Origin of the sequence: Dactylosporangium sucinum, from assembly GCF_014647515.1 — a bacterium.
Lineage (GTDB): Bacteria > Actinomycetota > Actinomycetes > Mycobacteriales > Micromonosporaceae > Dactylosporangium > Dactylosporangium sucinum.
Genome location: NZ_BMPI01000075.1, coordinates 25,034 through 51,125, shown reverse-complemented (window position 1 = coordinate 51,125; position 26,092 = coordinate 25,034). Strand labels below are relative to the sequence as shown.

General features: G+C 74.7%; 23 protein-coding genes and 1 pseudogene. 8 read left to right on the top strand and 16 right to left on the bottom strand.

The features are described from left to right. The coding region (locus tag IEZ31_RS60675; protein ID WP_190256597.1) for a dolichyl-phosphate-mannose--protein mannosyltransferase at positions 1 to 975 on the top strand (975 nt) is incomplete at its 5' end. 537 nt (positions 976 to 1,512) lie between these two features. Here IEZ31_RS60675 and IEZ31_RS60670 read toward each other — a convergent pair. From IEZ31_RS60670 to IEZ31_RS60655, 4 genes are read right to left on the bottom strand one after another with little or no spacing between them, the layout of a single operon-like run. Continuing rightward, entirely contained in the window at positions 1,513 to 2,079 is a 567-nt protein-coding gene (locus IEZ31_RS60670) for a DUF4386 domain-containing protein (protein WP_190256596.1), read from the bottom strand. Beyond that, complete coding sequence (locus tag IEZ31_RS60665) at positions 2,076 to 3,050, bottom strand: NAD(P)-dependent alcohol dehydrogenase (RefSeq protein WP_190256595.1); 975 nt, start codon at positions 3,048 to 3,050, stop codon at positions 2,076 to 2,078. Before IEZ31_RS60665 ends, IEZ31_RS60670 begins: the two co-directional genes overlap by 4 nt. Continuing rightward, positions 3,047 to 3,274 (bottom strand): helix-turn-helix transcriptional regulator, encoded by a 228-nt coding sequence (locus IEZ31_RS60660; protein WP_190256594.1) that lies wholly within the window; start codon positions 3,272 to 3,274, stop codon positions 3,047 to 3,049. The genes IEZ31_RS60665 and IEZ31_RS60660 overlap by 4 nt, the downstream gene beginning before the upstream one ends. Continuing rightward, entirely contained in the window at positions 3,268 to 3,696 is a 429-nt protein-coding gene (locus IEZ31_RS60655; protein WP_190256593.1) for a hypothetical protein, read from the bottom strand. Before IEZ31_RS60655 ends, IEZ31_RS60660 begins: the two co-directional genes overlap by 7 nt. A gap of 157 nt (positions 3,697 to 3,853) precedes the next feature. Here IEZ31_RS60655 and IEZ31_RS60650 point away from each other — a divergent pair, with 157 nt between their 5' ends. Beyond that, positions 3,854 to 5,713 (top strand): GAF domain-containing sensor histidine kinase, encoded by a 1,860-nt coding sequence (locus IEZ31_RS60650; protein ID WP_190256592.1) that lies wholly within the window; start codon positions 3,854 to 3,856, stop codon positions 5,711 to 5,713. Here the strand turns inward: IEZ31_RS60650 and IEZ31_RS60645 are convergent. The 8 genes and pseudogenes from IEZ31_RS60645 to IEZ31_RS60610 form a co-directional block, all read right to left on the bottom strand. Beyond that, positions 5,692 to 7,698 carry a PAS domain S-box protein gene (locus tag IEZ31_RS60645; RefSeq protein WP_308429509.1) on the bottom strand — a complete coding sequence of 669 codons (2,007 nt, stop codon included), beginning with the start codon at positions 7,696 to 7,698 and terminating at the stop codon, positions 5,692 to 5,694. The two genes, IEZ31_RS60650 and IEZ31_RS60645, sit on opposite strands and share 22 nt — an antisense overlap. Then, the gene (locus IEZ31_RS60640; RefSeq protein WP_190256591.1) at positions 7,695 to 8,693 is read right to left on the bottom strand and encodes a GlxA family transcriptional regulator; all 999 of its coding nucleotides are present in this window, start codon (positions 8,691 to 8,693) and stop codon (positions 7,695 to 7,697) included. Before IEZ31_RS60640 ends, IEZ31_RS60645 begins: the two co-directional genes overlap by 4 nt. Before the next feature lie 55 nt (positions 8,694 to 8,748). Beyond that, the gene (locus IEZ31_RS60635; protein ID WP_190256590.1) at positions 8,749 to 9,156 is read right to left on the bottom strand and encodes an SRPBCC family protein; all 408 of its coding nucleotides are present in this window, start codon (positions 9,154 to 9,156) and stop codon (positions 8,749 to 8,751) included. 112 nt (positions 9,157 to 9,268) lie between these two features. Further along, positions 9,269 to 10,111, bottom strand: a complete 843-nt coding sequence (locus IEZ31_RS60630; protein ID WP_190256589.1) for an NAD(P)-dependent oxidoreductase — start codon at positions 10,109 to 10,111, stop codon at positions 9,269 to 9,271. Between the two features lie 60 nt (positions 10,112 to 10,171). Beyond that, complete coding sequence (locus IEZ31_RS60625; RefSeq protein WP_373294805.1) at positions 10,172 to 10,231, bottom strand: hypothetical protein; 60 nt, start codon at positions 10,229 to 10,231, stop codon at positions 10,172 to 10,174. Then, a pseudogene (locus IEZ31_RS60620) lies at positions 10,222 to 10,374 on the bottom strand (4-hydroxy-2-oxovalerate aldolase); the annotation flags it as partial. The pseudogene IEZ31_RS60620 and the gene IEZ31_RS60625, both read right to left, overlap by 10 nt. A 98-nt stretch (positions 10,375 to 10,472) precedes the next feature. After that, complete coding sequence (locus IEZ31_RS60615; RefSeq protein ID WP_190256588.1) at positions 10,473 to 11,441, bottom strand: LacI family DNA-binding transcriptional regulator; 969 nt, start codon at positions 11,439 to 11,441, stop codon at positions 10,473 to 10,475. Between the two features lie 168 nt (positions 11,442 to 11,609). Further along, the gene (locus IEZ31_RS60610) at positions 11,610 to 12,587 is read right to left on the bottom strand and encodes a LysR family transcriptional regulator (protein ID WP_229836929.1); all 978 of its coding nucleotides are present in this window, start codon (positions 12,585 to 12,587) and stop codon (positions 11,610 to 11,612) included. Between the two features lie 63 nt (positions 12,588 to 12,650). On the opposite strand from IEZ31_RS60610, the gene dnaE reads away from it, so the two are divergent. Both dnaE and IEZ31_RS60600 read left to right on the top strand, forming a co-directional pair. After that, entirely contained in the window at positions 12,651 to 16,238 is a 3,588-nt protein-coding gene (gene dnaE, locus IEZ31_RS60605; RefSeq protein WP_190256586.1) for a DNA polymerase III subunit alpha, read from the top strand. Further along, positions 16,235 to 16,456, top strand: coding sequence for a DUF6300 family protein (locus IEZ31_RS60600; RefSeq protein WP_190256585.1), 222 nt, complete (start codon positions 16,235 to 16,237; stop codon positions 16,454 to 16,456). The genes dnaE and IEZ31_RS60600 overlap by 4 nt, the downstream gene beginning before the upstream one ends. A 24-nt stretch (positions 16,457 to 16,480) precedes the next feature. Here IEZ31_RS60600 and IEZ31_RS60595 read toward each other — a convergent pair whose 3' ends face one another. From IEZ31_RS60595 to IEZ31_RS60585, 3 genes are read right to left on the bottom strand one after another with little or no spacing between them, the layout of a single operon-like run. Continuing rightward, the gene (locus IEZ31_RS60595; protein ID WP_229836925.1) at positions 16,481 to 17,299 is read right to left on the bottom strand and encodes a hypothetical protein; all 819 of its coding nucleotides are present in this window, start codon (positions 17,297 to 17,299) and stop codon (positions 16,481 to 16,483) included. A gap of 11 nt (positions 17,300 to 17,310) precedes the next feature. Continuing rightward, entirely contained in the window at positions 17,311 to 17,958 is a 648-nt protein-coding gene (locus IEZ31_RS60590; RefSeq protein WP_190256584.1) for a response regulator transcription factor, read from the bottom strand. Beyond that, positions 17,946 to 19,196, bottom strand: a complete 1,251-nt coding sequence (locus IEZ31_RS60585; RefSeq protein WP_190256583.1) for a sensor histidine kinase — start codon at positions 19,194 to 19,196, stop codon at positions 17,946 to 17,948. The genes IEZ31_RS60590 and IEZ31_RS60585 overlap by 13 nt, the downstream gene beginning before the upstream one ends. 124 nt (positions 19,197 to 19,320) lie before the next feature. On the opposite strand from IEZ31_RS60585, the gene IEZ31_RS60580 reads away from it, so the two are divergent. Then, positions 19,321 to 23,295: a glycoside hydrolase family 38 N-terminal domain-containing protein gene (locus tag IEZ31_RS60580; protein ID WP_190256582.1), complete on the top strand. Its 3,975-nt coding sequence runs from the start codon at positions 19,321 to 19,323 to the stop codon at positions 23,293 to 23,295. After that, on the top strand, positions 23,292 to 23,855 hold the full coding sequence (locus IEZ31_RS60575; protein WP_190256581.1) for a DUF7158 domain-containing protein: 564 nt from the start codon (positions 23,292 to 23,294) through the stop codon (positions 23,853 to 23,855). Before IEZ31_RS60580 ends, IEZ31_RS60575 begins: the two co-directional genes overlap by 4 nt. A 57-nt stretch (positions 23,856 to 23,912) precedes the next feature. On the opposite strand, the gene IEZ31_RS60570 is transcribed toward IEZ31_RS60575, so the two are convergent. After that, positions 23,913 to 24,923, bottom strand: coding sequence for a zinc-dependent alcohol dehydrogenase (locus IEZ31_RS60570; protein WP_190256580.1), 1,011 nt, complete (start codon positions 24,921 to 24,923; stop codon positions 23,913 to 23,915). Between the two features lie 167 nt (positions 24,924 to 25,090). Here IEZ31_RS60570 and IEZ31_RS60565 point away from each other — a divergent pair, with 167 nt between their 5' ends. Continuing rightward, complete coding sequence (locus IEZ31_RS60565; protein ID WP_190256579.1) at positions 25,091 to 25,237, top strand: hypothetical protein; 147 nt, start codon at positions 25,091 to 25,093, stop codon at positions 25,235 to 25,237. Between the two features lie 66 nt (positions 25,238 to 25,303). Next, positions 25,304 to 26,062, top strand: a complete 759-nt coding sequence (locus tag IEZ31_RS60560; protein ID WP_190256578.1) for an SDR family NAD(P)-dependent oxidoreductase — start codon at positions 25,304 to 25,306, stop codon at positions 26,060 to 26,062. The last annotated feature ends 30 nt before the right edge of the window (positions 26,063 to 26,092 follow it).

The window sequence follows — 26,092 nt, the reverse complement described above, 5'->3', positions numbered from 1 at the left end:
CTCTCCCGCGCCGCCCTGCTCGACATCTTCCTGATGTTCTGGATCGTCGTCGCCTTCTACTTCCTCGTCCTCGACCGCGAGCAGCGCCGCGCGGGTGTCCTGGCGTCGCTGGAGGGCGGACGGCAGCCGGGGATCCCGTGGTACCGCGTCGCCTGCGCCGTCTCGCTCGGGCTGGCCTGCGGGGTCAAGTGGAGCGGCCTGTGGTATCTCGTCCTCTTCGCGGTCGCGGTGGCGGTCTTCGACCTGGGTGCGCGCCGCAGCGCCGGGCTGCGGCTGCGCCCCGTGCCCGCCGCCGGCTGGGCGCTCGCCGTGGTCGGCATCGCGGCGCTGGCCTACCTGGCCACCTGGTGGGGCTGGTTCGCCTCCGACGACGGGTACTTCCGCCACTGGTCCGACAACGCGCTGGTCAGCCTGTGGCACTACCACCGGGAGGCGTACGGGTTCCACACGACGCTGGACACGCCGCACCCGTACCAGTCGTGGCCGTGGCAGTGGCTGCTGCTCGGCCGGCCGGTGCTGCTGTACTGGACCGGCGACGCCACCTGCGGCGGCCCCAACTGCGCGTCCTCGATCCTGCTGCTCGGCACCCCGCTGCTGTGGTGGTCGTTCCTGCCGGCGCTGTTCGGCCTGGCCTGGCTGGCGACCGCCCGCCGCGACGGCCGCGCCTGGCTGGTCCTGCTCGCCGCGCTGGCCGGCATCCTGCCCTGGTTCCAGTCGATGCCGGCCCACCGCACGATGTTCTCGTTCTACGCCCTGCCGGCCGAGCCGTTCCTCGTCCTGGCGGTCGTCTACGTCCTGGGCGCGATCATCGGCCCCCCGCAGTCCGACCACCGCCGCACGGGCGCGCTGGTCGCGGGGGCGTACGTGCTGCTGGTCGCGGCCTGCTTCGCGTACTTCTACCCGATCTTCAGCGGCATGGACATCACGTACACCCAGTGGCTCTCGCGGATGTGGCTCGGTTCCCGCTGGATCTAGGACGACGAACGTTCACCGGGTTGGTGGTGTTGTGGTTCCTCGCCGCGTTGCCGAGTCGAGCGACTCCCCACCTTGTGTGGTGGTGGGGCGGGCCTCAGCCGGCCGACCGACCCGTGCGTCCGTCCCTGCCGTGCGCACCGGTGGTTCGCCTGGTGTGGCGGGTCGGTGGTGTGGTGGGGGTCGGCGTGGGTCACGCCGGGACAGTCCGGCACCGGGGAGGTGCCGCCCTGCTCGACGGTGCGTGAGCACCTCCGGCAGCACAAGGGGTCGCGGCGATGGCGCAAGACCCGCGCAGCAGCCCGAAGCACCGCTCCCGCTGCGCCCTGGTGGTGCGCAACCCGACACGGCAGGTGCGATGCACCACCCGAACAGCAGCCGGACCACGACGACGAGGCATGCGCACACTCAAGCACACGGGTATGACAGAAAACCCGGCCAACGTTTCTGGACACAGCACTCGCCGGAACACCTCGTGCCGCTTCGCGTCGAACTCGGCGTCCGGGAGGGCGCCCGGGGCGCGCTCGTCGCCCCCACGCATCAGGCCGGGCTGTTCCCCACGCCCCTCGGCGCGCGGTAGCCGGCCCACAGCAGCCAGCCGAGGAGGACGACCTCGCCGACGAAGGTGAACGTCGCCAGGCCGAGGTCGTAGCCGGCGATGGTGCCGAGGCTGTCGCCCGCGTACCCGGCACCCGCCAGGATCAGCAGCGCGCCGAGCCAGGTCGGCACGTGCGGTGCCCGGATCGCGGCCCAGCCGGTGACGAGCAGGTGGACGCCGAAGACGAGCAGCGCGAGGTCCCAGCCGCGCTCGAAGGCGTCGACGCCGGACCGGCCGGCGAGCAGGTTGCCCTGCGCGGCGAGGAACGCGGCGGCGTAGGCGACCCGCAGCCCGGCGCAGAGCTGGGCGAGGCCGCGGTCGGCCGGGGCGAGCACACCGTAGAGGCCCCAGGCGACGACGACGTCGAGGACGGCGACGATCGCGAACCCGGCGGTGGCGCCGCGCAGGTCGGCGCCCGCGTCGGAGAGGGTGGCGAAGCTGTACCCCGACAGCACGACCATGGCCAGCAGGCCGAATCCGGCGGCGAGCGCGGAGCGGCGGTCGATCACAGCGTCACCACCAGCTTGCCGGCGGGGCGGTGGCCGAGGGCGCGCAGCGCGGCCGGGGCGTCCGCGAGCGGGTAGGTGCGCTCGACGGCCGGCGTGACCGCGCCCGCCTCGATGAGCGCCGTGAGCTCGCGCAGGTCGGCGGCGTCCTCGCGGGCGCCGACGCTGCGCAGGCGCTGCCCGACGAACAGCGACAGCAGCGGGGCGCGGAACATCTGCCGGGAGAAGCCGCCGAGGAGGCCGCCGCGGTCGTAGCTCCCGCCGACGATGGCCAGGATGCCGCGCGGGGTGAGCGCGCGCCGGAGCGTGGCCAGCGGATGGTCCCCCGCGGTTTCGATGATCACGTCGTACCGCACGGGCCCGCGGTCGAACCGGTCCTTGGCGCGGTCGATGACCTCGTCGGCGCCGAGGCCGCGGACGAGGCCGGCCTTCGCCCCGCTGCACACGCCGGTGACGTGGGCGCCGCGGGCCTTGGCGAGCTGCACGGCGAAGGAGCCGACGCCCCCGCCGGCGCCGATGACCAGGACCCGCTGGCCCGCGCCGACCTCGCCCGCGTCGCGGACGGCCCGCAGCGCGGTCATGGCGGAGACGGGCACGGCGGCGGCCTGGGCGAAGGTGAGGTTGGCGGGCTTCGGCGCGAGCCGGTCGGCGCGGGCGACGGCGAACTCGGCGTAGGAGCCGCTCTCGCCGCAGCCGTACACCTCGTCGCCGGGCCGGAAGCCGGTGACGCCGTCGCCGACCGCGGCCACGACGCCGGCCAGGTCGCGGCCGCGCACGGCCGGCGTCGGGCGGCGCAGGCCGATGGCCATGCGGACGAGGTACGGCCGGCCGGTCATGAAGATCCACACGCCGGGGTCGACGCCGGCGGCGCGGACCTCGACGAGGACCTTGCCGGGCCCGGCGGCCGGTCGGTCCGTGTCGCGCAGGGCGAGCACGTCGGCCGGCCCGTAGCGATCCTGAACGATGGCTTTCACGAGGTTTCCTCCTCGGGGTACTGGAAGACGTCGTCGAGCCGGACGCCGAGCACGTGGGCGATCTTGAACGCCATCTCCAGCGACGGCGAGTAGCGACCCTGCTCGATGGCGATCACGGTCTGCCGGGTGACGCCGATGCGGTCGGCGAGCTCGGCCTGGGTCATCTCGCCGCGCTCGAAGCGCAGCGCGCGGATGCGGTTGGTGACGCGGGTCGGCTTCACCACTGGGGGAGACTCCCGCGGTACACCAGGACCTTGGTGATCGACCCGAGGACCGCCGAGAGCACGAAGCACAGGTAGATGACGTTGGCGATCCAGAAGTAGTCCCACTCGGCGAGGGCCATGAGCATGGCCGACACCCCGCCGATGACGACGAACGCCTGGCCGACGTGGTCACCGAGGCGGCCGATCTCCTTGTCGCGCACGTCCCTGGCGCGGGAGGCCCGCGGGTTGACGACGCCGAGGCCGATCTCCGCCACGATGTTCGCCACGATGGCGCCGCCGACCGTCCACAGCAGCGGGCCGGCGTAGTGCACGCCCGCGAGGGCGCCGCCGTCCGCGCGGCCCAGCACGGTCACGACGTAGGCGGCATACGCCAGAACGCTGACCACGAGCATGATCCACGCTCGTTTCTCCTCATGCGTCACGGTCGGCTCCCGGAATGGATGTACAGAATCTTTGACATCCCGAAGGTAACACGTCTTTGACACCATGTCGAGAATGTTTGACACCGCTGCGGGTGAGCCGGTGATCGGGTCGCGGCGGCTAGCATCGGACCCGATCCGGATCGAAGAGGGGCCGCCTATGCTTGCCCGCCTCGCCGCCTGGCTGGTCCGGCCGGAGCCGCCGCCACTCGGGTGGGGCATCGCGGCCGGCGCACTGTTCGTGGTGCTGGAGACGCTGCTGGCGTATCCGCTCGCGCAGACCGCGCCCCGCGAGGCCATCGGCGCCCTGTTCCTGCCCGGCGTCCTGATCGTGGCCATCGTCTGGGGACTGCGGCTGGGCGTGGCGACCGCCATCGCGAGCGCCCTCGCGTTCGACTTCTTCCACGTCCACCCATTGCGCCGCTTCACGCTCGCCGACCTGCGCGACTGGCTGGAGCTGGCGGTGCTGCTGCTCACGGCGGCGCTCGGCGGCGCCCTGGCCCGGCTGGCCCGGTCGCGGGCGGCCGAGGCGACCCAGCGGCGCGGGGAGGCGGACCTCATCGCCGGGCTCGCCCGGCTCGTGCTCGGCGCCGGCGAGCTGCCGCCGGTGCTGCCCGAGGCCGCCCGCCGGATCGCCGACACGCTCGGGATGCCGTCCTGCTCGATCGTGCTCGACGACCCCGGGACGGCCGACGGGGAGCCGCGCGTGGTCATCCCGCTGCGGCTCGACAACCGGACCGGGGCCCTCGTCGTGCCCGCCGGCCTGCCGCCGCCGGTGCTGCGCCGGCTGTACGACCGGGTGCTGTCGCCCCTGGAGGCGCTGCTGTCGGCGGCCGGCGAGCGGGCCGCGGCCGAGGCGGCGCTGCGCACCCTGGCCGCCGAGCAGGCGATCCTGCGCCGGGTGGCGGTGCTCGTCGCGCACGGCGCCCCACCGGCCGACGTGGTGACCGCGGTCGCCGCGGAGACGGCCCGGCTGCTCGGGGCCGACGCCACGCGGCTCTTGCGCCACGAGGCGCCCGGCACGGTGACGGTCGTCGCCGAGTACGGCAAACCCGGCTTCGACAGCCTCGTGGGCCGGCGGCTCGACGTGAGCGGCGGCGTGGCCGAGCTGGTCCTGCGCACCTCCCGGCCGGCCCGCATGGACAGCTACGGCGACCGCCGCGGCACCCTCGCCGACCTCGCCCGCACCGAGGGAATGCACTCCTCGGTCGCCGCGCCGGTGCTCGTCGACGGCGGCGTCTGGGGCGTGCTGACCGTGCTGTGGGCCCGGCCCGATCCGCCGCCGCCGGGCGTCGAGCAGCGCCTCGCCCAGTTCACCGAGCTGGTCGCGACGGCCGTCGCCAACGCCGAGGACCGGGCCGAGCTGACCCGCTCACGGGCCCGGCTGGTGTTCGCCGCCGACGAGGCCCGCCGCCGCATCGAGCGCGACCTGCACGACGGCGTCCAGCAGCGGCTCGTCTCGCTCGGGCTGGAGCTGCGCGCCGCCGAGGCGCTCGTGCCGGCGCAGCTCGGCGAGCTGCGCGACCGGCTGTCCCGCACCACCGACGGCCTGCGCAGCGCGTTCGACGACCTGCAGGAGATCTCCCGCGGCATCCACCCGGCGATCCTGTCGCAGGGCGGGCTCGGCTCGGCGATCAAGGCGCTCGCCCGTCGCAGCCCGGTGCCGGTCGCCGTCCGGACCGGCCCGCGCCGCCGGTTGCCGATCGGCGTCGAGGTCGCCGCGTACTACGTGGTGTCCGAGGCGCTCACCAATGCCGCCAAGCACGCCGCCGCGTCCGAGGTCGACATCGACATCGAGTTCGCGCCCGACCCCGCCACGCGCCGCGAGCAGCTCATCCTGTCGGTCCGCGACGACGGCGCGGGCGGCGCCGACCCGAGCCTCGGCTCCGGGCTGGCCGGGCTGCGCGACCGGGTCGAGGCGATCGGCGGCCGGCTGCGCATCGCCAGCCCGGCCGGTGGCGGCACGCACCTGAGCGTCACGCTGCCGCTCGAGGACAGTCAGGTCGCCGCGCGCACCTGATGGACCTTGTGCAGCAGCTCGGCGCCGGTGAACGGCTTCTCCAGCAGAGCGACGCCGGGCTCGACGATCTGGGTCCCGCCGAGCAGGCCGTTGCTGTACCCCGACATGTACAGCACGGGCAGCCCGGGCTGACGCTCCTGGAGCGCGGCGGCCAGCCGCGGCCCCGACAGCTCGGGCATGATGACGTCGGTGAGCAGCAGGTCGCACCCGTGCAGCTCGTGCAGGCGCAGCGCCTCCGCCCCGTTGGCCGCGACCCTGACCTGGTAGCCGCCCGCGACGAGGATCCGGCACACGACCTGGGCCAGCGCGGGCTCGTCCTCGACGACCAGCACCCGCAGCCCGCCGCCGTCCGGCGGCTGCGCCCTCGCCGCGGCCTTCGCCGGCGCGGCGCCGTGCGCGACGCGCGGCAGGTAGACGCGGAAGGTGGTGCCGATCTGCGGCTCGGTGTACACGTGGATCCCCCCGCCGGCCTCGGTCACGATCCCGTAGACGGTGGCGAGGCCGAGCCCCGTCCCCTGCCCGCGCGGCTTGGTGGTGAAGAACGGCTCGAAGATCCGCTCGGCCACGTCCTTCGGCATGCCCTCGCCGGTGTCGCTCACGACGAGCCGCGCGTACTCCCCCGCGGCCAGCTCCGGCCGCACGTCCGCGACGTCCCCGTCGAGCGTCGCGGCCCCGGCCTCCATCACCAGGGTCCCGCCGTCGGGCATCGCGTCGCGCGCATTGATCGCCAGATTCAGCAGTACCTGTTGCAGCTGCCCCGGGTCCGCGTGCACCACCAGCGGCTCGCCGCCCGGGACGGTGACGAGGTTGATGTGCCCGCCGATGGTGCGGGAGAGCATGGCCTGGACCTCGGCGAGGACGGCGTTGAGGTCGACGTCCTGGGGCTGCACGGCGTCCGCGCGGGTGAACGTGAGCAGCTGGCGCGTGAGGTTCATGGCCCGCCGGGTGGCGACCCGCACCTGCTCCAGGTCCGCCTGGACGGCCGCGGCGCCGCTCGGACCGTCGGCGCTTCCTCCGCTGTCCCCGACGCTCCGGCCGCCCGCTCCGCCACCGACCCGCGCGCCTTGCGCACCTCTGCGGCTTCCGTGCAGTTCCACCGCCTCGGCGGCGAAGTCGGTGTAGTTGGCGATGATGGCCAGGATGTTGTTGAAGTCGTGGGCGACGCCGCCGGCCAGCTTGCCCAGGCTTTCCATGCGCTGCGCCTGGTGGGTGCGCTCCTCCATCGCCCGCCGCTTGGCGGCCGCCTCGTTGGCCGCGGTGATGTCCCGCGCCACGGCCGCCATGCCGACCAGCGCGCCGGTCGCGTCCTCGATCGGCGCGATGCTGACCGCCACCGCGAGGACCGTGCCGTCCTTGCGGACCCGGCGGGCCTCGTACTCGAAGTCCCGCTCCCCCGCCGCGATCCGCGCGATGACCCCGGCCTGCTGCCCCTCCTCCTGGTCGGCCGCGAGCATCGCCGCCGGCCGCCCGAGGACCTCGTCGGCGGTGTACCCGAAGAGCCGCTCCGCGCCCCGGTTCCACGCGGTGATCGCCCCGTCGAGCGACACCCCGATGACGGCGTCGGTGGTGGCGTCCACGACCGCCGCGAGGGTCGCCCGGGCGGCCCGCTCCCGCTCGCTCGCCTCGGCCAGCCGGCGCTGCTCCCACGGGCTGACGTAGATCGCGCCCCGCCCGAGCAGGACGCCGTAGCTGCGCCGCAGGGTCCAGTAGTACCCGCCGATGCCGGCGGTCAGCAGGTCCCACACGGCCATCGACCACGGCGCGTGCCCGGCATGGCCCTGCATCGCGTCCCGGTACGCCGCCGCCGCGTGCATCCCGTGGCCGACCGCGCAGCTGCAGAAGATGAGCGCGGTCGCCACGGCAAGCTTGTTCGTGCGCAGCTGCCCCGCCCGCCACACGGGCACCGCGACCGCCAGCGTGATCGCGGCGTACGCGACCATGATGAGCAGGTTGCCAACCAGGAACAGCTGCCCGGGCACGTTCACCCGATCGGACGCCCGCGGCCAGAACTGAGCGATTCACGCCCCGCGCCCGTCTTTCGGGTCCGGAACGCCGCGCGGTACGTGTGCGGGGCCGCGCCGACGACCCGCTTGAACCGCTCCCGGAACGCCGTCGGCGAGCCGAAGCCGACGTCGGCGGCGACCAGCTCGACCGGCCGGTCGGTGGTCTCCAGGAGGTGCTGCGCCCGCCGGATCCGGGTCAGCAGCAGCCACTGCAGCGGCGTCGTGCCGGTCTGCTCCCGGAACCGCCGGTTCAGCGTGCGGACGCTCATCCCGGCCCGCCCGGCCAGCTCGGCGAGCGTGAGGTCGGCGTCCGTGTTGTCCTGCATCCAGCGCAGCAGCGGCTCGAGGGCCGAGCCGCGCGGGGCCGGCGGCTGCTCCGGCACGATGAACTGGGCCTGGCCGCCCTCCCGTTCGAGCGGCATCACCGACAGCCGGGCCGCGTCGGCGGCGACCGCCGAGCCGTGGTCGCGCCGGATCAGGTGCAGGCACAGGTCCAGCCCGGCGGCAGCCCCCGCCGAGGTGAGGAACTGGCCGTTGTCGACGTACAGCACGCCGGGGTCGACCTCGACCGCCGGCCACCGCTCGGCCAGCGCCGGCGCCGCGAGCCAGTGCGTGGTGGCGCGCAGGCCGTCGAGCAGCCCGGTCGCGGCGAGCGTGAACGCGCCGGCGCAGATGGACGCGATGCGGGTGCCCCCGCCGGCCGCCTTGCGCAGGTGCCGCAGGACCTCCTCGGGCACGGGGCGGGTGGCGTCGGCGCAGCCCGGCACGATGATCGTGTCGGCGTCGAGCAGGGCGTCCAGCCCCCACGGGGCGTTCAGGGTGAAGGCGCCGGCGTCGACGGTGGCGGACGCGGCACAGATGCGTACCTCGTAGGGCGCGCCGCCGTCGGCGAGCCGCACCCGGCTGAACACCTCGATCGGCGTGGCCAGGTCGAACGGGATCACCTGGTCGAGGGCGAGGACGGCGACGACGTGCATGCCGGCCAGCGTACTGGCCGGAATCCGTCACAGCTCGGCAATCCTGCCACGAGCGCTACCCGCCGTGCTGCTCCAGGGCGGCGCCGATCTCGACGATCGCGCGCTCGACCCGGGCCCGGACCTGGCCGGCCATCGCGTGCGGCAGGACGTCGGTCAGCCACACCAGGCGGCTGCCCGCCGGGTGGTCGAAGACCTGGAAGGACGCGTGATGGTACGTGAGCGGGAGGCGCTGGCCCTCCACCACCGCGTAGGCGAGGCGGCGCAGGTCGTGGTCGGTGGCCAGGATCAGCTCGCGGATCCGGGAGCCGTCCGGCATGGTCAGGATGCGGGTGTCGCCCTCGATCCGGGCGTCCGCGACCCGCCCGGGCAGCAGGCGGCGATGCACGGCGCCGACGTCGGCGACCGCCTCCCACACCACCTGCGCCGGCAGCCCGACGACGACCTCGACGCACACCGTTGCCACGCCGCCCATCCTCGCAGACGCACCACGGCAGGCCGAGGCGACGGCCGATCAGCACGCTCCAGGCGGGGCCGACGGTCCGGCGGGCGACCGGGCCGCGTCGCGGTGGCCGTGTTCAGCGGTACAGCGTAGCGACCGCCGCGATGTCCGCGTCCTGCAGGCCCGACGCGGCCGCCTGCTCGTAGCGGTGGTGGATCGCGTCGGCGGCCGGGAGGTCGACGTGGGCGCGGCGGGCGATGTCGACGGCCAGGCCGGCGTCCTTGGCGCCCAGGGCCGTGCTCCACCAGCCGTCCTGCTTGCCGGTCAGCACGTCCTCGAACCGGTTGCGCACGCCGGCCGGCAGCATCGGGCTGGCCCCGAGGAGCTCCCGCAGCTGCTCGTCGCGCAGGCCCCCGGCCCGGCCGACCGCGAACGACTCGGCCAGGACGACCACCTCCGACAGCAGCATCAGGTTGGTCGCCAGCTTCGCGGTCAGCGCGAGATGCGGGGAGTCGTACCGCCGGACCGAGCCGGACAGCGCCGTCATCACCGGCCCCAGGTGAGCCACGATCCCGGGCTCACCCCCGGCGAGCAGCATGGCGTGCCCGCCGGTCACGGCCACCGGGCTCCCGACCACCGGCATCGCCACGAACCGGCCGGAAAACGCCTCGGCCAGGGCCGCGCTGCACTCCGGCGACACGGTCGACGAGTCGACGTACACGGCCCCGGCGCCGATGGCCGCGCGCAGCTCACCCAGCGCCACCGCCCGCACGGCCGCGTCGTCGGCGAGCATGGTGATGACCACCTCGGCCCCGGCGACGGCGTCGGCGACCCCGGACGCCTCGCGGCCACCCGCGGCGAGCACCTCCCCCGCCCGGCCCGGCGTGCGGTTCCACACCGTCACCCGGTGGCCGCCGCCGAGCAGCCGCCCGGCGATCGCCCGACCCATCCGCCCCATCCCGAGCACCGCGACGTCCATGCGCCCTGGCTGCCCGCCCTCGCCGCCGCCAAACCCGTCGTCCGCCCGGCGGCCCGGAACCTACCGCGACGTCAGCTCCAGCGCGATGTCGACGAGCATGTTTTCCTGACCGCCGACCAGCTTGCGCCGGCCGGCCTCGGTGCGGCCAGCTGGGCGGGCGGCAGCATGTGGCTCATCATGAGGAAGCCGGACACGTCCATGCCGAGGCCGCGGGCGGCCGCGATGTGCTGCGCGGAGACGTCCGCCTCGGTGCAGTGCGTGGCACTGTCGGCACGCCGGCCCGGCCGGATCACCACGACCCACGAGACCGCGCGCCTCACACGCCTGACCGGGCCGTCGCGCCGGATCGGTCGGCCGGGACTCAGTGCTGCACGAGACGGTTGCGCAGCACGATGGTGCGGGCCGGCTGGTCGTCGCCGTTGATCCGCTCCAGCAGCAGGCCGGCGGCGGTGGTGCCGATCAGGCGGGCCGGCAGCTGCACGACGGTGATCGGCAGCGGGGCGAGCGGCATGAAGGGCAGGTCGCCGAACATGGCCACGCCGACGGCCGGGGGCAGCAGTCCCCGCTGCGACAGCACCCGCAGCGCGCCGACGCTCATCAGGTTGTTCGCCACGAAGACCGCGTCGGGCGGCTCGGGCAGGTCCAGCAGCTCGGTCATCGCCTGCTCGCCGCCGTCGATGCGGAAGTTGGCGTGGCGCAGCAGCGCGTGGTCGGCGCCGCCGTGGGCCGCGAGGGCGTCGGCCCAGCCGTCGGCCCGCTGGGTCGCGGTCTCCACGTCGCGCGGGCCGGTGACGCAGGCGATGCGGCGGAAGCCCTGGTCGAACAGCGACGTGGTGGCGGCCCGGCCACCCGCGCGGTTGTCGACCGTGACGGCGTCGATGTCGAAGCCGTGCGGGCCGCGGTCGACCGCGACCACCGGGCGGCCCCGGTCGATGAGAACCTTGACGTCGCTGCGGTCGCCGGCGGCGGCGATCACGACGCCGGCGATGTTGGCGCCGACCGCGATGTCGAGATACCGCGCCTCCTTGTCGTGGTCGTCGTCGGTGTTGCACAGCAGGACCGAGTAGCCGGCGGCCTGGGCGACGTCCTCGACGCCGCGCGCCATCGAGGTGAAGAACGGGTTCTCGATGTCGGGGATGACCAGCGCGATGACCTCGGAGTGCTGCCGGCGCAGGGTCCGCGCGACGCGGTTGGGACGAAACGACAGCGCCTCGGCCGCCTCGCGCACCCGCTTGGAGCGCTCGGGCGAGACGCTCACGCCGTTCATGACCCGGGAGACGGTGGCCGGGGACACGCCGGCGAGCGCGGCGACCTCATAGATCGTTGCCATGACTCCCCCGTCCGCACCGGCTCGCAATGCCTGCGATCCTATGCCGGACGCCGGCCCGCTCGCATCGACATGCTTCCACGCCGCCCGTGCCCGTCCACCGGGGCTCGCCGTCCCAGGCGGCGCTGCACCGCCTGACGTCGTAGCCCAGCCGCGGCGGGCCGTGCCTGCCTACGCGATGGGCCACGCGTGCGGCATCGCCCACCGCGGCGTCCAGATACCGGTGTCCGGCAGCGGTCGGCGCAGCGTGCGGACGTGGGCGAGCAGCGCCGCGAGCCCCGGGTGCGGGTTCTCGCGGTGCCAGACCAGCGAGTGGGGGTACACCGGGATCGGGTCGCGCACCGGAATGCGGCGCAGGTCGTAGTGGGCCGGCCAGACCAGCCGGACGTGCCGGCCGGTCAGCGTGGCCAGGGTCGGCGAGTCCGCCAGCACCTCCAGCAGGTGGTCGGTGCCGAAGTTCGGGCCGATCCCCTCGATGCCGAGCCCGAACTCGGCGGCGAGGTCGGCGTAGAAGGTTGCCCACTCGGTGCCGGGGACGATGCCCGGGATCCAGATCGGGTGCCCGGCGAGCTCGGCCGGCGTCACCGCCCGGGCGGCGGCGAGGCGGTGGGCCGGCCCGGTCAGCAGCTCGTGCGGGTCGTCGAGGAAGCGGGCCGCGGCGAGGCCGTCCCGCAGCTGCCGCTCGGGCGCGGTGACCGCGCGGAACGTCGCGTCGATCGCACCGGATCGGACGGCGGCGACGGCCGTGTCGACGTCGGTGTCGACCAGGGTCACGACGTCGAGGTCAATGTCGGGGTGCGCCTGGTGGAAGGCGCGCATGAGCGCCGCCGGGCCGATGCTGTGGTTGAGCACGTCGACGCGCAGCGCCCGGCGCGCGGGGCGCACGGCGGCGACGGCCCGCGCCTCGGCGCTGAGCAGGGTCCGGGCGTGCGGCAGGAACGCCTGGCCGTCGATGGTGAGCCGGGCGCCGCGCGACGTGCGGGTGAACAGGGCGACGCCGAGGCTCCTCTCCAGCATGCCGATGCGCTTGGACACCGCCTGCTGGCTGATGCCGAGCCGGGCCGCGGCCTCGCCGAAGTAGCCGTCCTCGGTGACCGCGACGAACGCGCGCACCGCACCGACGTCGAGGTCCGCCGCGGAGTCGTCCACAACCGATGGTTGGGGGCGATCGGCGTGTCGGTTGTTGGACATCGCTGCCTGCTCTCGGATCGAATGCTTCCGACAACGACGAGGCTACAACCAGGAGGTGTCGTGTCGGCGGCGTCCTTCGTGCATCTCCATGTGCACACCGAGTACAGCCTGCTCGACGGGGCCGCCAAGATCGGCCGGCTCGTGGCGGAGGTCGCCCGGCAGGAGATGCCGGCCGTGGCCATGAGCGACCACGGCAACCTGCACGGGGCGTACGAGTTCCACCAGGCGGCCCGCAAGGCCGGGATCAAGCCGGTGATCGGGATCGAGGCGTACCTCGCGCCGGCCGGCCGGCAGCACCGCAAGCCCGTCTACTACAGCGACGACCTCGCGCTGCGCCGGTCCGACGACGAGACCGGCGAAGGCGGCGACGTCTCCGGGCGGGGCCTGTACACGCACCTGACGATGTGGGCGGCCGACGCCCGCGGGCTGCGCAACCTGTTCCGGCTGCAGTCGCGGGCCTGGCTGGAGGGCCATGTCCAGAAGTACCCCCGGATGGACGACGAACTGCTCGCCGAGCACGCCGGCGGGATCGTCGCCACGACCGGGTGCCCGTCCGGGGAGGTGCAGACCCGGCTGCGGCTCGGCCAGTTCGACCGGGCGGTCGAGGCCGCCGCGCGGTACCGCGACCTGTTCGGCCGCGACAACTACTTCCTGGAGCTCATGGACCACGGCCTGCCGATCGAGCGCCGGGTCCGCCGCGAGCTGCTGGAGCTCGCCAAGCGGCTGGGCCTGCCGCCGCTGGCCACCAACGACTCGCACTACGTCACCGCCGAGCAGGCACCGGCGCACGACGCGCTGCTGTGCGTCGGCACCGGCCGGCAGCTGGCCGACACCGACCGGTTCCGGTTCGCGGGCAGCGGCTACCACATCCGCTCCGCCGCCGAGATGCGCGCGCTGTGGGACGACGCGGTGCCGGGCGCCTGCGACAACACGCTGCTGGTCGCCGAGCGCGTCGGCGACTACGGCGACGTCTTCGCGCACCGCGACCTGACCCCGCGCTTCCCGGTGCCCGGCGGCGAGAGCGAGTCGAGCTGGCTGCGCCGGGAGACGCTGCGCGGTGCCCGCCGCCGCTACGGCGACGACCTGCCGCCCGCGATCCTGGACCGCATCGACTACGAGCTGTCGGTCATCGACGTCATGGGGTTTCCGGGGTACTTCCTCGTCGTCGCCGACATCTGCCGGTACGCCCGCGAACACGGCATCGGCCTGGGCCCCGGGCGGGGATCCGCCACCGGCTCGATCGTCGCCTACTGCACCGGCATCACGCAGCTCGACCCGATCGAGCACAAGCTGATCTTCGAGCGCTTCCTCAACCCGGAGCGCATCACGATGCCGGACGTCGACCTCGACTTCGACGACCGGCGGCGCGACGAGATGATCGCCTACGTCACCCGGAAGTACGGCGCCGACCGGGTCTGCCAGATCGTCACCTTCACCACCATCAAGGCGAAGGCCGCGGTCAAGGACGCCTGCCGCGTGCTCGGCCTCCCGTACGCGCTCGGCGACCGGATCACCAAGGCGTTCCCGGCGGCGGACGGCGGGCAGGAGATCCCGCTCGCCGCCGTCCACGACGAGCACCACCCGCGCCACGGCGAGGCGGCCGCGCTGCGCGAGATGTACGCGCAGGATCCCGACGTCCGGCAGGTCCTCGACACCGCGGCCGGGCTGGAGGGCCTGACCCGGGGCACCGGCGTGCACGCCGCCGGCGTCATCCTCTCCAGCGAGCCGCTCGTCGACGTCGTCCCGCTGGTCCGGCCGAAGGCCGACGGCCCGGTTGTCACCGGGTTCCCGTTCACCCAGGCCGAGGACATGGGCCTGCTGAAGATGGACTTCCTCGGGCTGCGCAACCTCACCGTCATCGGCGACGCGATCGCGAACGTCCGCGCCAACAAGGGCGTCGACATCGACATCCTCGACGTGCCGCTCGACGACGCCCGCACCTACGAGCTGCTGGCGCGCGGCGACACGCTCGGCGTCTTCCAGCTCGACAGCGCCGGCATGCGAGTGCTGCTGCGGCTCATGCAGCCCACCACGTTCACGGACATCGCCGCGGTGAACGCGCTGTACCGGCCGGGACCGATGGAGATGAACGCCCACACCAACTACGCGCTGCGCAAGACGGGCCGGCAGCCGGTCACGCCGATCCACCCGGAGCTCGCGGAGGCGCTGGAGCCGATCCTGGGCGACACCTACCACCTGGTCGTCTTCCAGGAGCAGGTGATGGCCATCGCGCAGCAGCTCGCCGGCTACTCCCTCGGCGCCGCGGACCTGCTGCGCCGCGCGATGGGCAAGAAGAAGAAGGAGGTCCTGGACGCCGAGTGGGACCGCTTCTCCGCCGGGATGCGCTCGCGCGGGTACTCCCCCGAGGCGATCGGCGCGGTCTGGGACGTGCTCGTGCCGTTCAGCGGCTACGGGTTCAACAAGTCGCACACCGCCGGCTACGGCCTCGTCTCCTACTGGACCGCGTACCTCAAGGCGAACCATCCCCAGGAGTACCTGGCCGCGCTGCTCACGTCGGTCGGCGACGACAAGGACCGGATGGCGGTCTACCTGTCCGACTGCCGGCGCCTGCGCATCCGGGTGCTGCCCCCGGACGTCAACGCCAGCCGGCTCGACTTCACCGCCGTGGGCGCCGACGTCCGCTTCGGCCTGGGTGCCGTGCGCAACGTCGGCGCCGGCGTGGTGGACGCCGTCGTCGCCGCCCGGCAGGCCCACGGCCCGTACACCGACCTCACCGACTTCCTCGCCAAAGTGCCGGCCGTCGTGTGCAACAAGCGCGTCATCGAGTCGCTCGCCAAGGCCGGCGCCTTCGACAGCCTCGGGCACCCGCGCAAGGCCGTGGTCGCCGTGCACGAGCCCGCCGTCGACGCGGTGCTCGACGTGAAGCGGCACGCGGCCTACGGGCAGGACTCGCTGTTCGGCGAGGCCGACCTGCAGGCCACCTTCTCGGTCGCTCTGCCGGACGGCGAGTGGGACCGGGCCACGCTGCTCGCCTTCGAGCGGGAGATGCTCGGCCTGTACGTCTCCAGCCACCCGCTCGACGGCGCCGAACACGTGCTCGACGCCAACCGCGACACCACGATCGCCGACCTGCTGGCCTCGGGCCGGCCGGACGGCGCGGCCCGGATCAGCGGCATCGTGGCCGGCCTGCAGCGCAGGGTCACCAAGCAGGGCGCCCAGTGGGCGGTGCTGACGGTCGAGGACCACGACGCGGCCGTGGAGTGCCTGATCTTTCCCAAGACCTATGCGGTGTACCGCGACGTGCTCGCCGAGGACCGCGTCGTCTCCGTCCGCGGCCGGATCAACGTCCGCGACGAGACGACGAGCGTCTACGGCGAGGAGGTCACCCTGCTCGACGTCACCCGGGCGCCGACCGAGCCGCCGGTCGTCATCTCGATCCAGCCGGCCCAGGTGAGCCCGCGCCTCGTCCGGGAGCTCGGGCACATCCTGGCCGCCCATCCGGGCCAGGCCCCCGTCCACGTGCGCCTGCACCACCGCCGGGCGGCGAGCGTCCTGCTGAACCTGCGGCCGTTCCGGGTCACCCCGCGACCGGCGCTCTACGGCGACCTCAAGGCGCTGCTCGGCGCCGACGCGATCGGCCGCGGATGACCGGCGAGTGGACCTGCCACCGGTGCGGCGCCGACACCCTGCTCGCCGTCCTGCACGTGCCCGGCACCTGGACGAACGCGACGGGCACCCGCTTCCCGGTCGTGCACAAGCTCGTGGTGTGCGCGGCCTGCGACCCCGCCGGCCCGCGCACGCCGGCGGCCGTGGACGAGGACGTCCTCGCCGCGGAGGCCGACGCCTGGCACCGCGGGACGCTGTGACCGCCCGCCGCTGGGGCGCCGGCGTCACCAGCCGCCTTCGAAGAAGGCGAGCAGGGCCGGGGCCGGGTCGGCGGCCACCGTCGTGTTGGCCACGGCGACCGTGAGCATGGCCAGCGACAGCAGGACCGACAGCCCGCCCAGCGCGCCCCACACGGCCCTCGCGCGGCGGGAGTCGCGGGGCGTGCGGGCGAACCGCCGCCACAGCGCCACGGCCACGGCGACGAACGCGACCGTCACGAGACCGGCGACGACGGCCATCGCCGCGTGGTAGCGCCCGAAGTCGTCGACCATCGCCTGCAGCGCCGGCGACACGGCGGCGCCCGTGGTGAGCGAGCCGGCAAGCTGCTCGCGGGCCTGGGCCAGGTCGCCGCCGCTCAGCATCGGCAGCAGCGAGGCGAACGGTGCCACGGCGCCCTGGACGTTGGCCATCACCACGACGAGCGCGAACAGCCCGAGCAGCGTGACCAGCGCGCCCGACCCGCCGAGCGCCAGCCGCCGGCCGGTGCCGGGGCCGCCGGTCCGCAGGAACGACCGGCCGAGCCGCACGGCGAGCGCGGCGAGCACGACCAGCAGCAGGGCGGCGATCGCGCCCTTCACCAGGTGGTAGCCGAACCAGTAGTCGACGGCCCGCTGCAGGGCCGGGGAGAGCGGCCGGTCGCCGGCGCTCCAGTACTCGGCGAACGCCCCGCGGAGGCCGTCGAGGTCACCGCCCGAGCCGGCCGCGGCGAGCGGGCCGGGAGCGACGACGAACGCCGCGACGAGGGCCGCGGCGACGGCGGCGAGGACGGCGACGGTGCGGCCGGACACGCCGGACGGCCGCCACGGGAGGACGGGGCTGCTCACGGAGAGGCTCCTTACTGTTGACTGCGCAGGTAGGTCAGCACGGCGAGGACCCGCCGGTTGGTGTCGTCGTTGACGGGCAGGCCGAGCTTGGCGAGCAGGCTGCCGATGTGCTTGCCGATGCCGGCCTCGGTCAGCGCGAGCGTGCGGGCGATCGCCGCGTTGGAGTGGCCCTCGGCGAGCAGCGCGAGCACCTCGCGCTCGCGGGCCGACAGGTGGCCGAGCGGGTCACGGCCGCGCAGCATGAGCTGGCGCACGACCTCCGGGTCGACGACCGTGCCGCCGTCGGCCACCCGCCGCAGCATGCCGGCGAACTCGGCGACGTCGGCCACCCGGTCCTTGAGCAGGTAGCCGATGGCGCGGCCCTGGCCGGAGGCGAGCAGCTCGCCGGCGTAGCTGTGCTGCACATACTGGCTCAGCGCCACCACGGCGAGCCCGGGATGCGCCGCCCGCAGCGCCACGGCGGCCCGCAGCCCCTCGTCGGTGAACCCCGGCGGCATGCGCACGTCGGTGACGACGAGGTCGGGCGCGGTCTCCGCCACCGCCGTCACCAGCTCGGCGGCGTCACCGACCGCGGCGACGACCTCGAACCCGAACCGGCCGAGCAGCCCGGCGAGCCCTTCCCGGAAGAGAACGGAGTCCTCGGCGATCACGACGCGCACGGCAGCTCCACCCGCAGGATCGTCGGCCCGCCGGGCGGGCTGGAGATGAGCAGCCGGCCACCGGCCGCGGCGGCCCGGTCGGCCAGGCCGGTCAGGCCCGACCCGTGGGCCGGGTCGGCGCCGCCGCGCCCGTCGTCGCGCACCTCGACGGCCAGCAGCCGCCGGGACGGCGAGCCCGACGGCCGGGCGGCGACGGCGACCTCGGTGGCGCCGGCGTGCTTCACGGCGTTGGCGAGGGCCTCCGACACGGCGGCGTAGGCGACGGTCTCCACGGCCGGCGCGAACCGGCCCGGGTCGGCGTCGACGCGCACCCGCAGTGGGCTGGCGGCGGCCAGCTCCTCGACCGCGGCCCGCAGCCCCAGCTCGCGCAGCGTGCGCGGGCTGATGCCGCGGATCAGGTCGCGCAGCTCGACCATCAGCGCCTTGGCCTGCTCGTGCGCCGTCGCCACCGCGTCCGCCGCGGGCGAGCCGGGCGGCAGGTCCAGCTTCGCGAGGCCGAGCTGCATGGTCAGGGTGGCGAGCCGCTGCTGGGCGATGTCGTGCAGGTCGCGCTCGATCCGGTGCCGCTCGGCGTCGAACGCGTCGGCGAGCCGCGCCCGGGACCGGGTCACCTCGACCAACTCGGCCGACGCCGGGTCGGGCTCGCCGCACAGCAGCAGCCGGGCGAGCGCGGCATGGGCTCCGCCGAGCGCGGCGGCGAGGTACAACAGGACCGGGATCAGCAGCAGTCCGAGCGCGGCCCGCCCGAGGACGTTCGCGGCCGAGTCCATGGTCGCCACCCGGTGGTGCACCGCGACCGGCGTGGAGGCGACGAGCAGGCCGACGAGGGCGAGCGCGCCCAGCCACACGGGCGCCACGATGCCGAGCAGCAGCAGGTAGGCCACGGCCCGCCAGGTGGCCGGGTCGGCGTAGAGGCCGCCGCCACGGGGGCGGGCCGGCGCCGGCGCGTCCTCGGCCAGCCGCAGCCGCCACCGCTCCGCCCCGGCCACGACGAGCGCCAGCCGCGGCCCCACGAGCGCGAGCAGCCCCACCCCGAGCAGCCCGAGCGCGGCCGCGCCGGCCAGGGAGGGACCGGCCCGCAGCACCACGACGGCGAGCGCGAGCGGGGCGACCGGCACGGCGAGCACGAGCCAGAGCAGCCCCGCCGCCACGGCCGTGGTCGTCGCGTAGGCGATCCCGCGCCACGGCCACGCCGACACGAGGAACCGGGGCCGCATCGCGGCCCTGAGCAGCGTCATGCCACCCAAGCTAGGCGAGCGCCGGGTCCCCCAACCATGGTGCTGGGTCGACTCTTTCGGTATACCTAGCTCTACCAAGGCCGACCGCCGGAAACTGTCGTACCCGGCGAGCATCATTGGGCCCATGCGAATCCTCACCGTTGCCGGCACCGAGCTGTTCGTCGAAGGCCCGAGGCAGGTCGTCCGGGTCGAGGTCGCGGACTGGCCGGGGCGCCTCCAGGTCACCGGCGACGGCGTGTCCGGCGCGGCGGAGGCGACCGGGCCTCTCGCCGAGGTGGCCGTCGACTGCGACGCGCCGCCGGGCACGGTCGTGCCGATCCGGGTCACCGCCGACGGCGGCCCGCCGGTCGAGGCGGAGCTCACCGTGGCCGAGCCCGGCTGGACGGTGTGGATGGTGCCGCACTTCCACTACGACCCGGTCTGGTGGAACACGCAGGCCGCATACACCGCGACGTGGGACCGCGCCGGCCGGCTCGGCACCGAGTTCCGGGCGCAGTTCCAGCGCACCGGCTTCGACCTGGTCCGCCTGCACCTGGAGACGGCCCGCCGCGACCCCGACTACAAGTTCGTCCTGGCCGAGCTGGACTACCTGAAGCCCTACTGGGACAGCCACCCGCACGACCGCGGCTACCTGCGCACCCTGCTCGCCGAGGGCCGGCTGGAGCTGATGGGCGGGACGTATAACGAGCCCAACACCAACCTCACCTCGGCGGAGTCGACGATCCGCAATCTGGTCCACGGCGTCGGGTTCCAGCGCGACGTCGTCGGCGGCGACCCGCGCACCGCCTGGCAGCTCGACGCGTTCGGCCACGACCCGCAGTTCCCCGGCCTGGTTGCGGACGCGGGGCTGGACTCGTCGTCGTGGGCGCGCGGCCCGTTCCACCAGTGGGGGCCGATGCTGTGGACGTATGAGGCGCGCGACGGTTGGGGCGACCCGTCGGTGATGCAGTTCAGCTCCGAGTTCGAATGGGTGTCGCCGTCCGGGCGGGGCGTGCTGACGCACTACATGCCGGCGCACTACTCGGCCGGCTGGCACATCGACGGCAAGCCGACGCTGGAGGCCGCCGAGCAGAGCGTGTATGAGCTGTTCCTGCTGCTGAAGCGGGTCGCCGCGACCCGCAACGTGCTCCTGCCGGTCGGCACCGACTACACGCCGCCGGCGAAGTGGGTGACCGACATCCACCGGCACTGGAACGCGCGGTATGTGTCGCCGCGGTTCGTCTGCGGCCTGCCCCGGGAGTTCTTCGCGGCGGTCCGCGCCGAGGGACGACGACTCAGCCCGCAGACCCGCGACATGAACCCCGTCTACACCGGCAAGGACGTGTCGTTCATCGACACCAAGCAGGCCCAGCGCCACGCCGAGGCGCTGCTGACCGACGCCGAGCTGTTCGCGACGGTCGCCGCGGCCCGCGGGGCCGGGTTCCCGCACGCCGCGGTCGACAAGGCGTGGCGGCAGCTGGTCTACGGCGCGCACCACGACGCCATCACCGGCAGCGAGTCCGACCAGGTGTATCTCGACCTGCTCACCGGCTGGCGCGAGGCGCACGACCTGGCGGCGAAGGTCCTCGACGACGCGCTGCGGCACCTTGCCCCGCCGTCGGGCGGCGTCGTCGTCTTCAACCCGTCGGCGTGGACCCGGTCCGGTGTCGTGCGGGTCCGGACGGACGACGGCGACGTGGTGTTCCGCGCCACGGACGTCCCGCCGCTGGGCTACCGCACGTTCCCGCTGCCGGGCCGGACCGAGCGGTGGACCGAAGTCGGCGAGCCGGTCATCAGCAACGACGCCTACCGCGTGACCGTCGACCCCGGGCGCGGCGGCTGCGTGTCCAGCGTCGTCGACCTGCGTACCGGCCGGGAGCTGCTCCAGCCCGGCCGGGTCGGCAACGAGCTGCACGTCTACTGCGAGTATCCGGCCCACCCGCGCTTCCACGAGGGCCCCTGGCACCTGCTGCCGAAGGGACCGCCCACCCACGGCTCCGCCCGCCGGCCGGCCACCACGACGAGGACGGAGCACGGCCCGCTCGGCCAGCGGATCACCGTCACCGGCGAGTGCGGGCCCATGCGATACAGCCAGGTCATCACGCTGTGGAGCGGCGAATCGCGGATCGAGCTCGTGACCCGCCTCGACGACTTCGCCGGCGAGGACCAGCTCGTGCGGCTCTGCTGGCCGGTCGCGGTGCCCGGCGCGCTGCCGGTCAGCGAGGTCGGCAACGCCGTTGTCGGCCGCGGGTTCGGGCTCATCGACGCCGACAGCGAGCACGCCCCGTGGACGCTCGACAACCCGGCGCACCACTGGTTCGGCGTGTCCAGCACCGCCCGCGTCGAGGTGCGCGACCCCGACGGCGCGCGGCGGCACACCCGGGCGATCGGCGTGGCCGAGATCGTCGCCGACGACGACGTGCGGGACCTGGCCGTCGCCCTGGTCAGGCAGGGCGTGACGGCGACCACGTCCCGCCCGGACGGCACCCGCTACGGCCGGCTCGCCGTCGACTCGAACCTGCCCGACGTCCGGATCGCCGTCGGCCGCACGCCCTACACCGACGCGGTCGTCGCCGCGGCCGGCGGCGCGGACGAGGTCGAGCGGCAGCTCGCCGCGACCGGCCGGGCCAGGGTGTGGCTGCCGGCCGAGCGGGCGCTCAGCGACGTGTGGCGGCCGAACGCGGACCTGACCGGGCTGCTCGACCTGCCGGTGCTCGTCGTCATCGGCGACGTCGAGGGCTTCTGCCGCGACGTCGGCACCGGCACGGTGCCGGCGACGCGCCCCGCCGGCGGCCGGACCGATCCCGACCCGGACCTCGACGACCGGACCGTGGCCCTGCTCAACCGCGGCATCCCGGGCTTCGCGGTCGACACGTCAGGAGCGCTCCAGCTGTCCCTGGTCCGCTCGTGCACCGGCTGGCCGTCCGGCGTCTGGATCGACCCGCCCCGCCGGACCGCTCCGGACGGCTCGACCTTCCAGCAGCAGCACTGGTCGCACACCTTTGAGTACGCGCTGGTCACCGCACCCGGCGACTGGCGGGCGGCCGGCCTGGTCCGGCACGGCCACGAGCTGAACCATCCGCTGCACGCCCGTCTGGCAGCGGGAGACGGCGGACCGGCGGCCGGGTCGTTCGTCACCGTCGAGGCCGCCGGCGACGTCGTCCTCACCGCGCTGAAGCCGGCCGGCAACCCGCTCGCGTCGGGCGCCGCACCGGCCACAGTGGACGGTGTGACGGTCCGGCTGTACGAGGCGTCGGGCCGCCCCACCGAGGCCCGGCTGCGGCTCTGGGCGCCGGCGAGCGAGGCGCACGCCGTGGACCTGCTGGAGACGCCGGGCGCCGCGCTGCCCGTCGACGCCGACGGCGCCGTCCGGCTCGCGCTCGGCGGCGCGGACATCGGGCAGGCGACGATCCGGGTCGGGCCGATCCCGCCCGCGCACGAGCCTCCCGCGCCGGCGTACGCGAAGTACTGGCTCGACAACGCGGGCCCGGCGCCGACCGGGAACCTGCCGGTCGCGCTGCACCTCGACCCGCCGGTCGCGGTCGCGGACGGCCCGGTCACGCTGACGGCGACCGTGGCCTCCAACCGGGTCGATGCGCGCTGCGGCGGCACCGTGGAGATCCAGGCGCCACCGGGATGGCGGGCCGAGCCGGGCACCTTCCCGTTCGACCTCGACCCGGGCGGGTTCACCGCGACGCCGGTCGTGCTGGTCCCGCCGCCCGGCGCCGCGCGGGGTGTGCACTGGGTGCGGGCCCGCACCGACGGGCTGGTGGAGGACGTGGCCCGGCTGCTGGTCGACGCCTCCGGTCCCGAGTCGGTCACCGCGTCCTGGGGCTGCGACGCGCTGACCCTGCGGGCCGGCGAGGAGTCCGTGCTCCGGCTCGGCCTCGGCACCGACGCCGCCGGGCCGATCGAGGTCGACGTGCGGCTGGTCAGCCCGTGGCCGGCCTGGCGGCTGTTCCCGGTGGCCGCGGCCCGGGTCGCGCCGCCGGCCCGGCTGGAGCTGCCGGTGCAGGTGCCGCACGACCACGAGCCGGGCCGCTGGTGGGTGCTCGCCAAGCTCGCGCACGCCGGCGAGCTGCACTACACGGCCCCGCTGACGGTCGAGGTGGTGCCGTGAGCGGGGTCGCCGCCCGGGTCGGGGACCGGCCGATCGCGGTCGCCGCCGTCGAGGAGCGGCTGGCGGCGATGCGGCGCGGCCCGTTCGCGGCGCGGCTGCCCCACCCGGACACCGCCGAGGGGCGCAACCTGCGCCGGTGGCTCGTGCAGGTGCTGGTCACCGAGGCCGTGGTCGAGCACGAGGCGGCCGCCCTCGGGGTGCTTCCAGCCGCCGATGACGGGCCGCGCCCGCTCACGCTCGCGGAGGCGCTGCGGACCGGCGGGGTGACGGCCGCGGTCGTGGCCGCCCACCCCCTCGCCCGCGCGCTGCGGGACCGGGTCGCGCCGCCGCGGCCGGCGCCGGACGAGGTCGCCGCCGACTACCACCGCCGCAACCGGGACCGCTACCCGCAGCCGTTCGACGAGGTGCGGGCCGACCTGGCCGCCCGGCTGGGCGCGGAGGACGCCGAGCGCCGGTTCGCGGCCTGGCTCGACGAGCGGTGCGCGGCCCTGGTGCGCCTGGAGCCGGGCTACGAGCACCCGGCCGACCCCCGCCACCCGGACGCGACGCACCGGCACTGAGGCCGCAGCCGGTGCGCCCGCGGCTTCGTCGGCAGCCCCGCTGATCGGCGGCCGGCCTCAGAACTCGAACACCAGGCGGGCCGGCACCCGGCCAGCCAGGATCTCCTCGAAGCAGGCGTTGACCTCGTCGAGCTTGCGGGTCCGCGAGATCACCCGGGTCCGGCCGGCCGCGTGCAGCGCGAACACCTCGGCGAGGTCCTGCCGGGTGCCGACGATCGAGCCGATCACCGACCGGCCGCCGAGCACCGTGTCGAAGATGGGCACCGGGATGCTGCCGCCGGCGGGCAGGCCCACGCAGACGAGGCGGCCGCCCCGGGCCAGCGAGCGCAGCGCCTGTTCGAACGGCTTCTCGGTGGCGGCGAGCACGACGGCGACGTCCGCGCCGCCGACCGACTGGATCTCGGCGACGGGGTCGGTGGTGCGCGCGTTGACCAGGTGGTCGGCGCCGAGCTCCCGGGCCAGTTCCAGCTTGGCCGGTTCGACGTCGACCGCCGTGACGAGGCCGCCGACGATGCGCGCGTACTGCACCGCGAGGTGTCCGAGCCCGCCGACGCCGAACACCGCGACCCGCTCGGCCGGGCGCACCTGCGCCACCTTGATCGCCTTGTACGTCGTGACCCCGGCACACGTGAGCGGCGCGGCGTCGAGCGAGGAGACCCCGTCCGGCACCTCGACCACGCCGCGCTCGTAGGCGGCGGCGTACTCGGCGTAGGCGCCGTTGACCGAGTATCCGCTGTTGAGCTGCCGCTCGCACAGCGTCTCCCAGCCGGTCAGGCAGTATCGGCACCGCCCGCACGCCGCGGCCAGCCAGGGGATCGCCACCCGCTTGCCGAGCCAGTCGGCGGCGACGCCGTCGCCGACCGCCTCGACCACGCCGACGCCCTCGTGGCCGGGGATGAACGGCGGGGTGGGCTTCACCGGCCAGTCGCCGTGTGCGGCGTGGATGTCGGTGTGGCACAGGCCGGACGCGACGATCCGGACGAGCAGCTGGTCCGGCGCGGGCGTCGGGACCGGGAGCTCCTCGATCTGCAGCGGACGGTCGAAACCGGTGACGACGGCCGCCTTCATGGTGATCACTCCTTCGTGCGGGTTGCGTTCTCAGTTCAAACCTGGCGGCCACGGCGGCGGTGCGCACCGGCCGAAGGTCCCGCCGACGCGGGTACCACGGCGGGACCTTCGGCTCTGACGCTTCCGTCCGGTCCGCACGACGGTGGGGACGGAGGGAGGTGAGTTCGATGCGCATCGTTCGGCGCCACGACATGGCGCTGCGAGCGTTCGGCACGGTGCGGCGCGCCCTGACGCGGGCGCCCCGGCAGCCGGCAGCGGAGGTCCGCCTCGAACGGCACAAGGACGACCTGCCGCCGCGGCTCAACGTCGGCTGACAACCACCCGCCGCCGGTCACGGCCGTTGCCCGGCCGCGGCCGGCGGCCGAGATCGGAGGATCGAGATGACACAGCAGCGGTACACCGGGCGCGTCGCACTGGTGACGGGCGCCGGATCGGGCATCGGGCAGGCGACGGCGCTGCGGCTCGCCCGCGAGGGTGCCCGCGTCGTCGGCTGCGACGTCGACGCGGCCGGCCTGGAGGCGACCGCCAAGCTGCTCGCCGCGGAGCGCTACGAGGCGGACCTGCTCAACGCGGACATCACCGTGCAGGGCGACGTGGAGCGCGTCGTCGCCGCCCCGCCCGGCGGCTTCGTCGACCTGCTCGCCAACGTGGCCGGGATCATGGACTACTTCCTGCCGGTCGGCGAGCTCGACGACGAGACCTGGGACCGGGTGATCGCCGTCAACCTCACCGGCCCGATGCGGCTGTGCCGGGCCGTCGTGCCGATCATGCGCACGAACGGCGAGGGCGCCATCGTGAACGTGTCGTCGATCGGCGGGCTGACCGGCTCCGTCGCCGGCACCGCCTACGTGTCGGCGAAGCACGGGCTCATCGGCCTCACCCGGTCGCTCGCGTACCTCTACGGCCCGGAGGGCATCCGGACCAACGCGGTCTGCCCGGGCGGCGTGCGCACGAACATCGGCCGCACCGCGTTCCCCAAGTCCGACTGGGCGTTCCGGCGGTTCGAGCAGTCGTTCGATCGCGAGTCGCGCACGGCCGAGCCGGACGAGATCGCCGCGCTCGTCGCGTGGCTCGGCTCGGCCGAGGCCCGCAACGTCAACGGCGCCGTCATCACGTCGGACGGCGGCTGGACGGCCTGAGTACCGCACGGTCCCCGACGATTGGTGGCT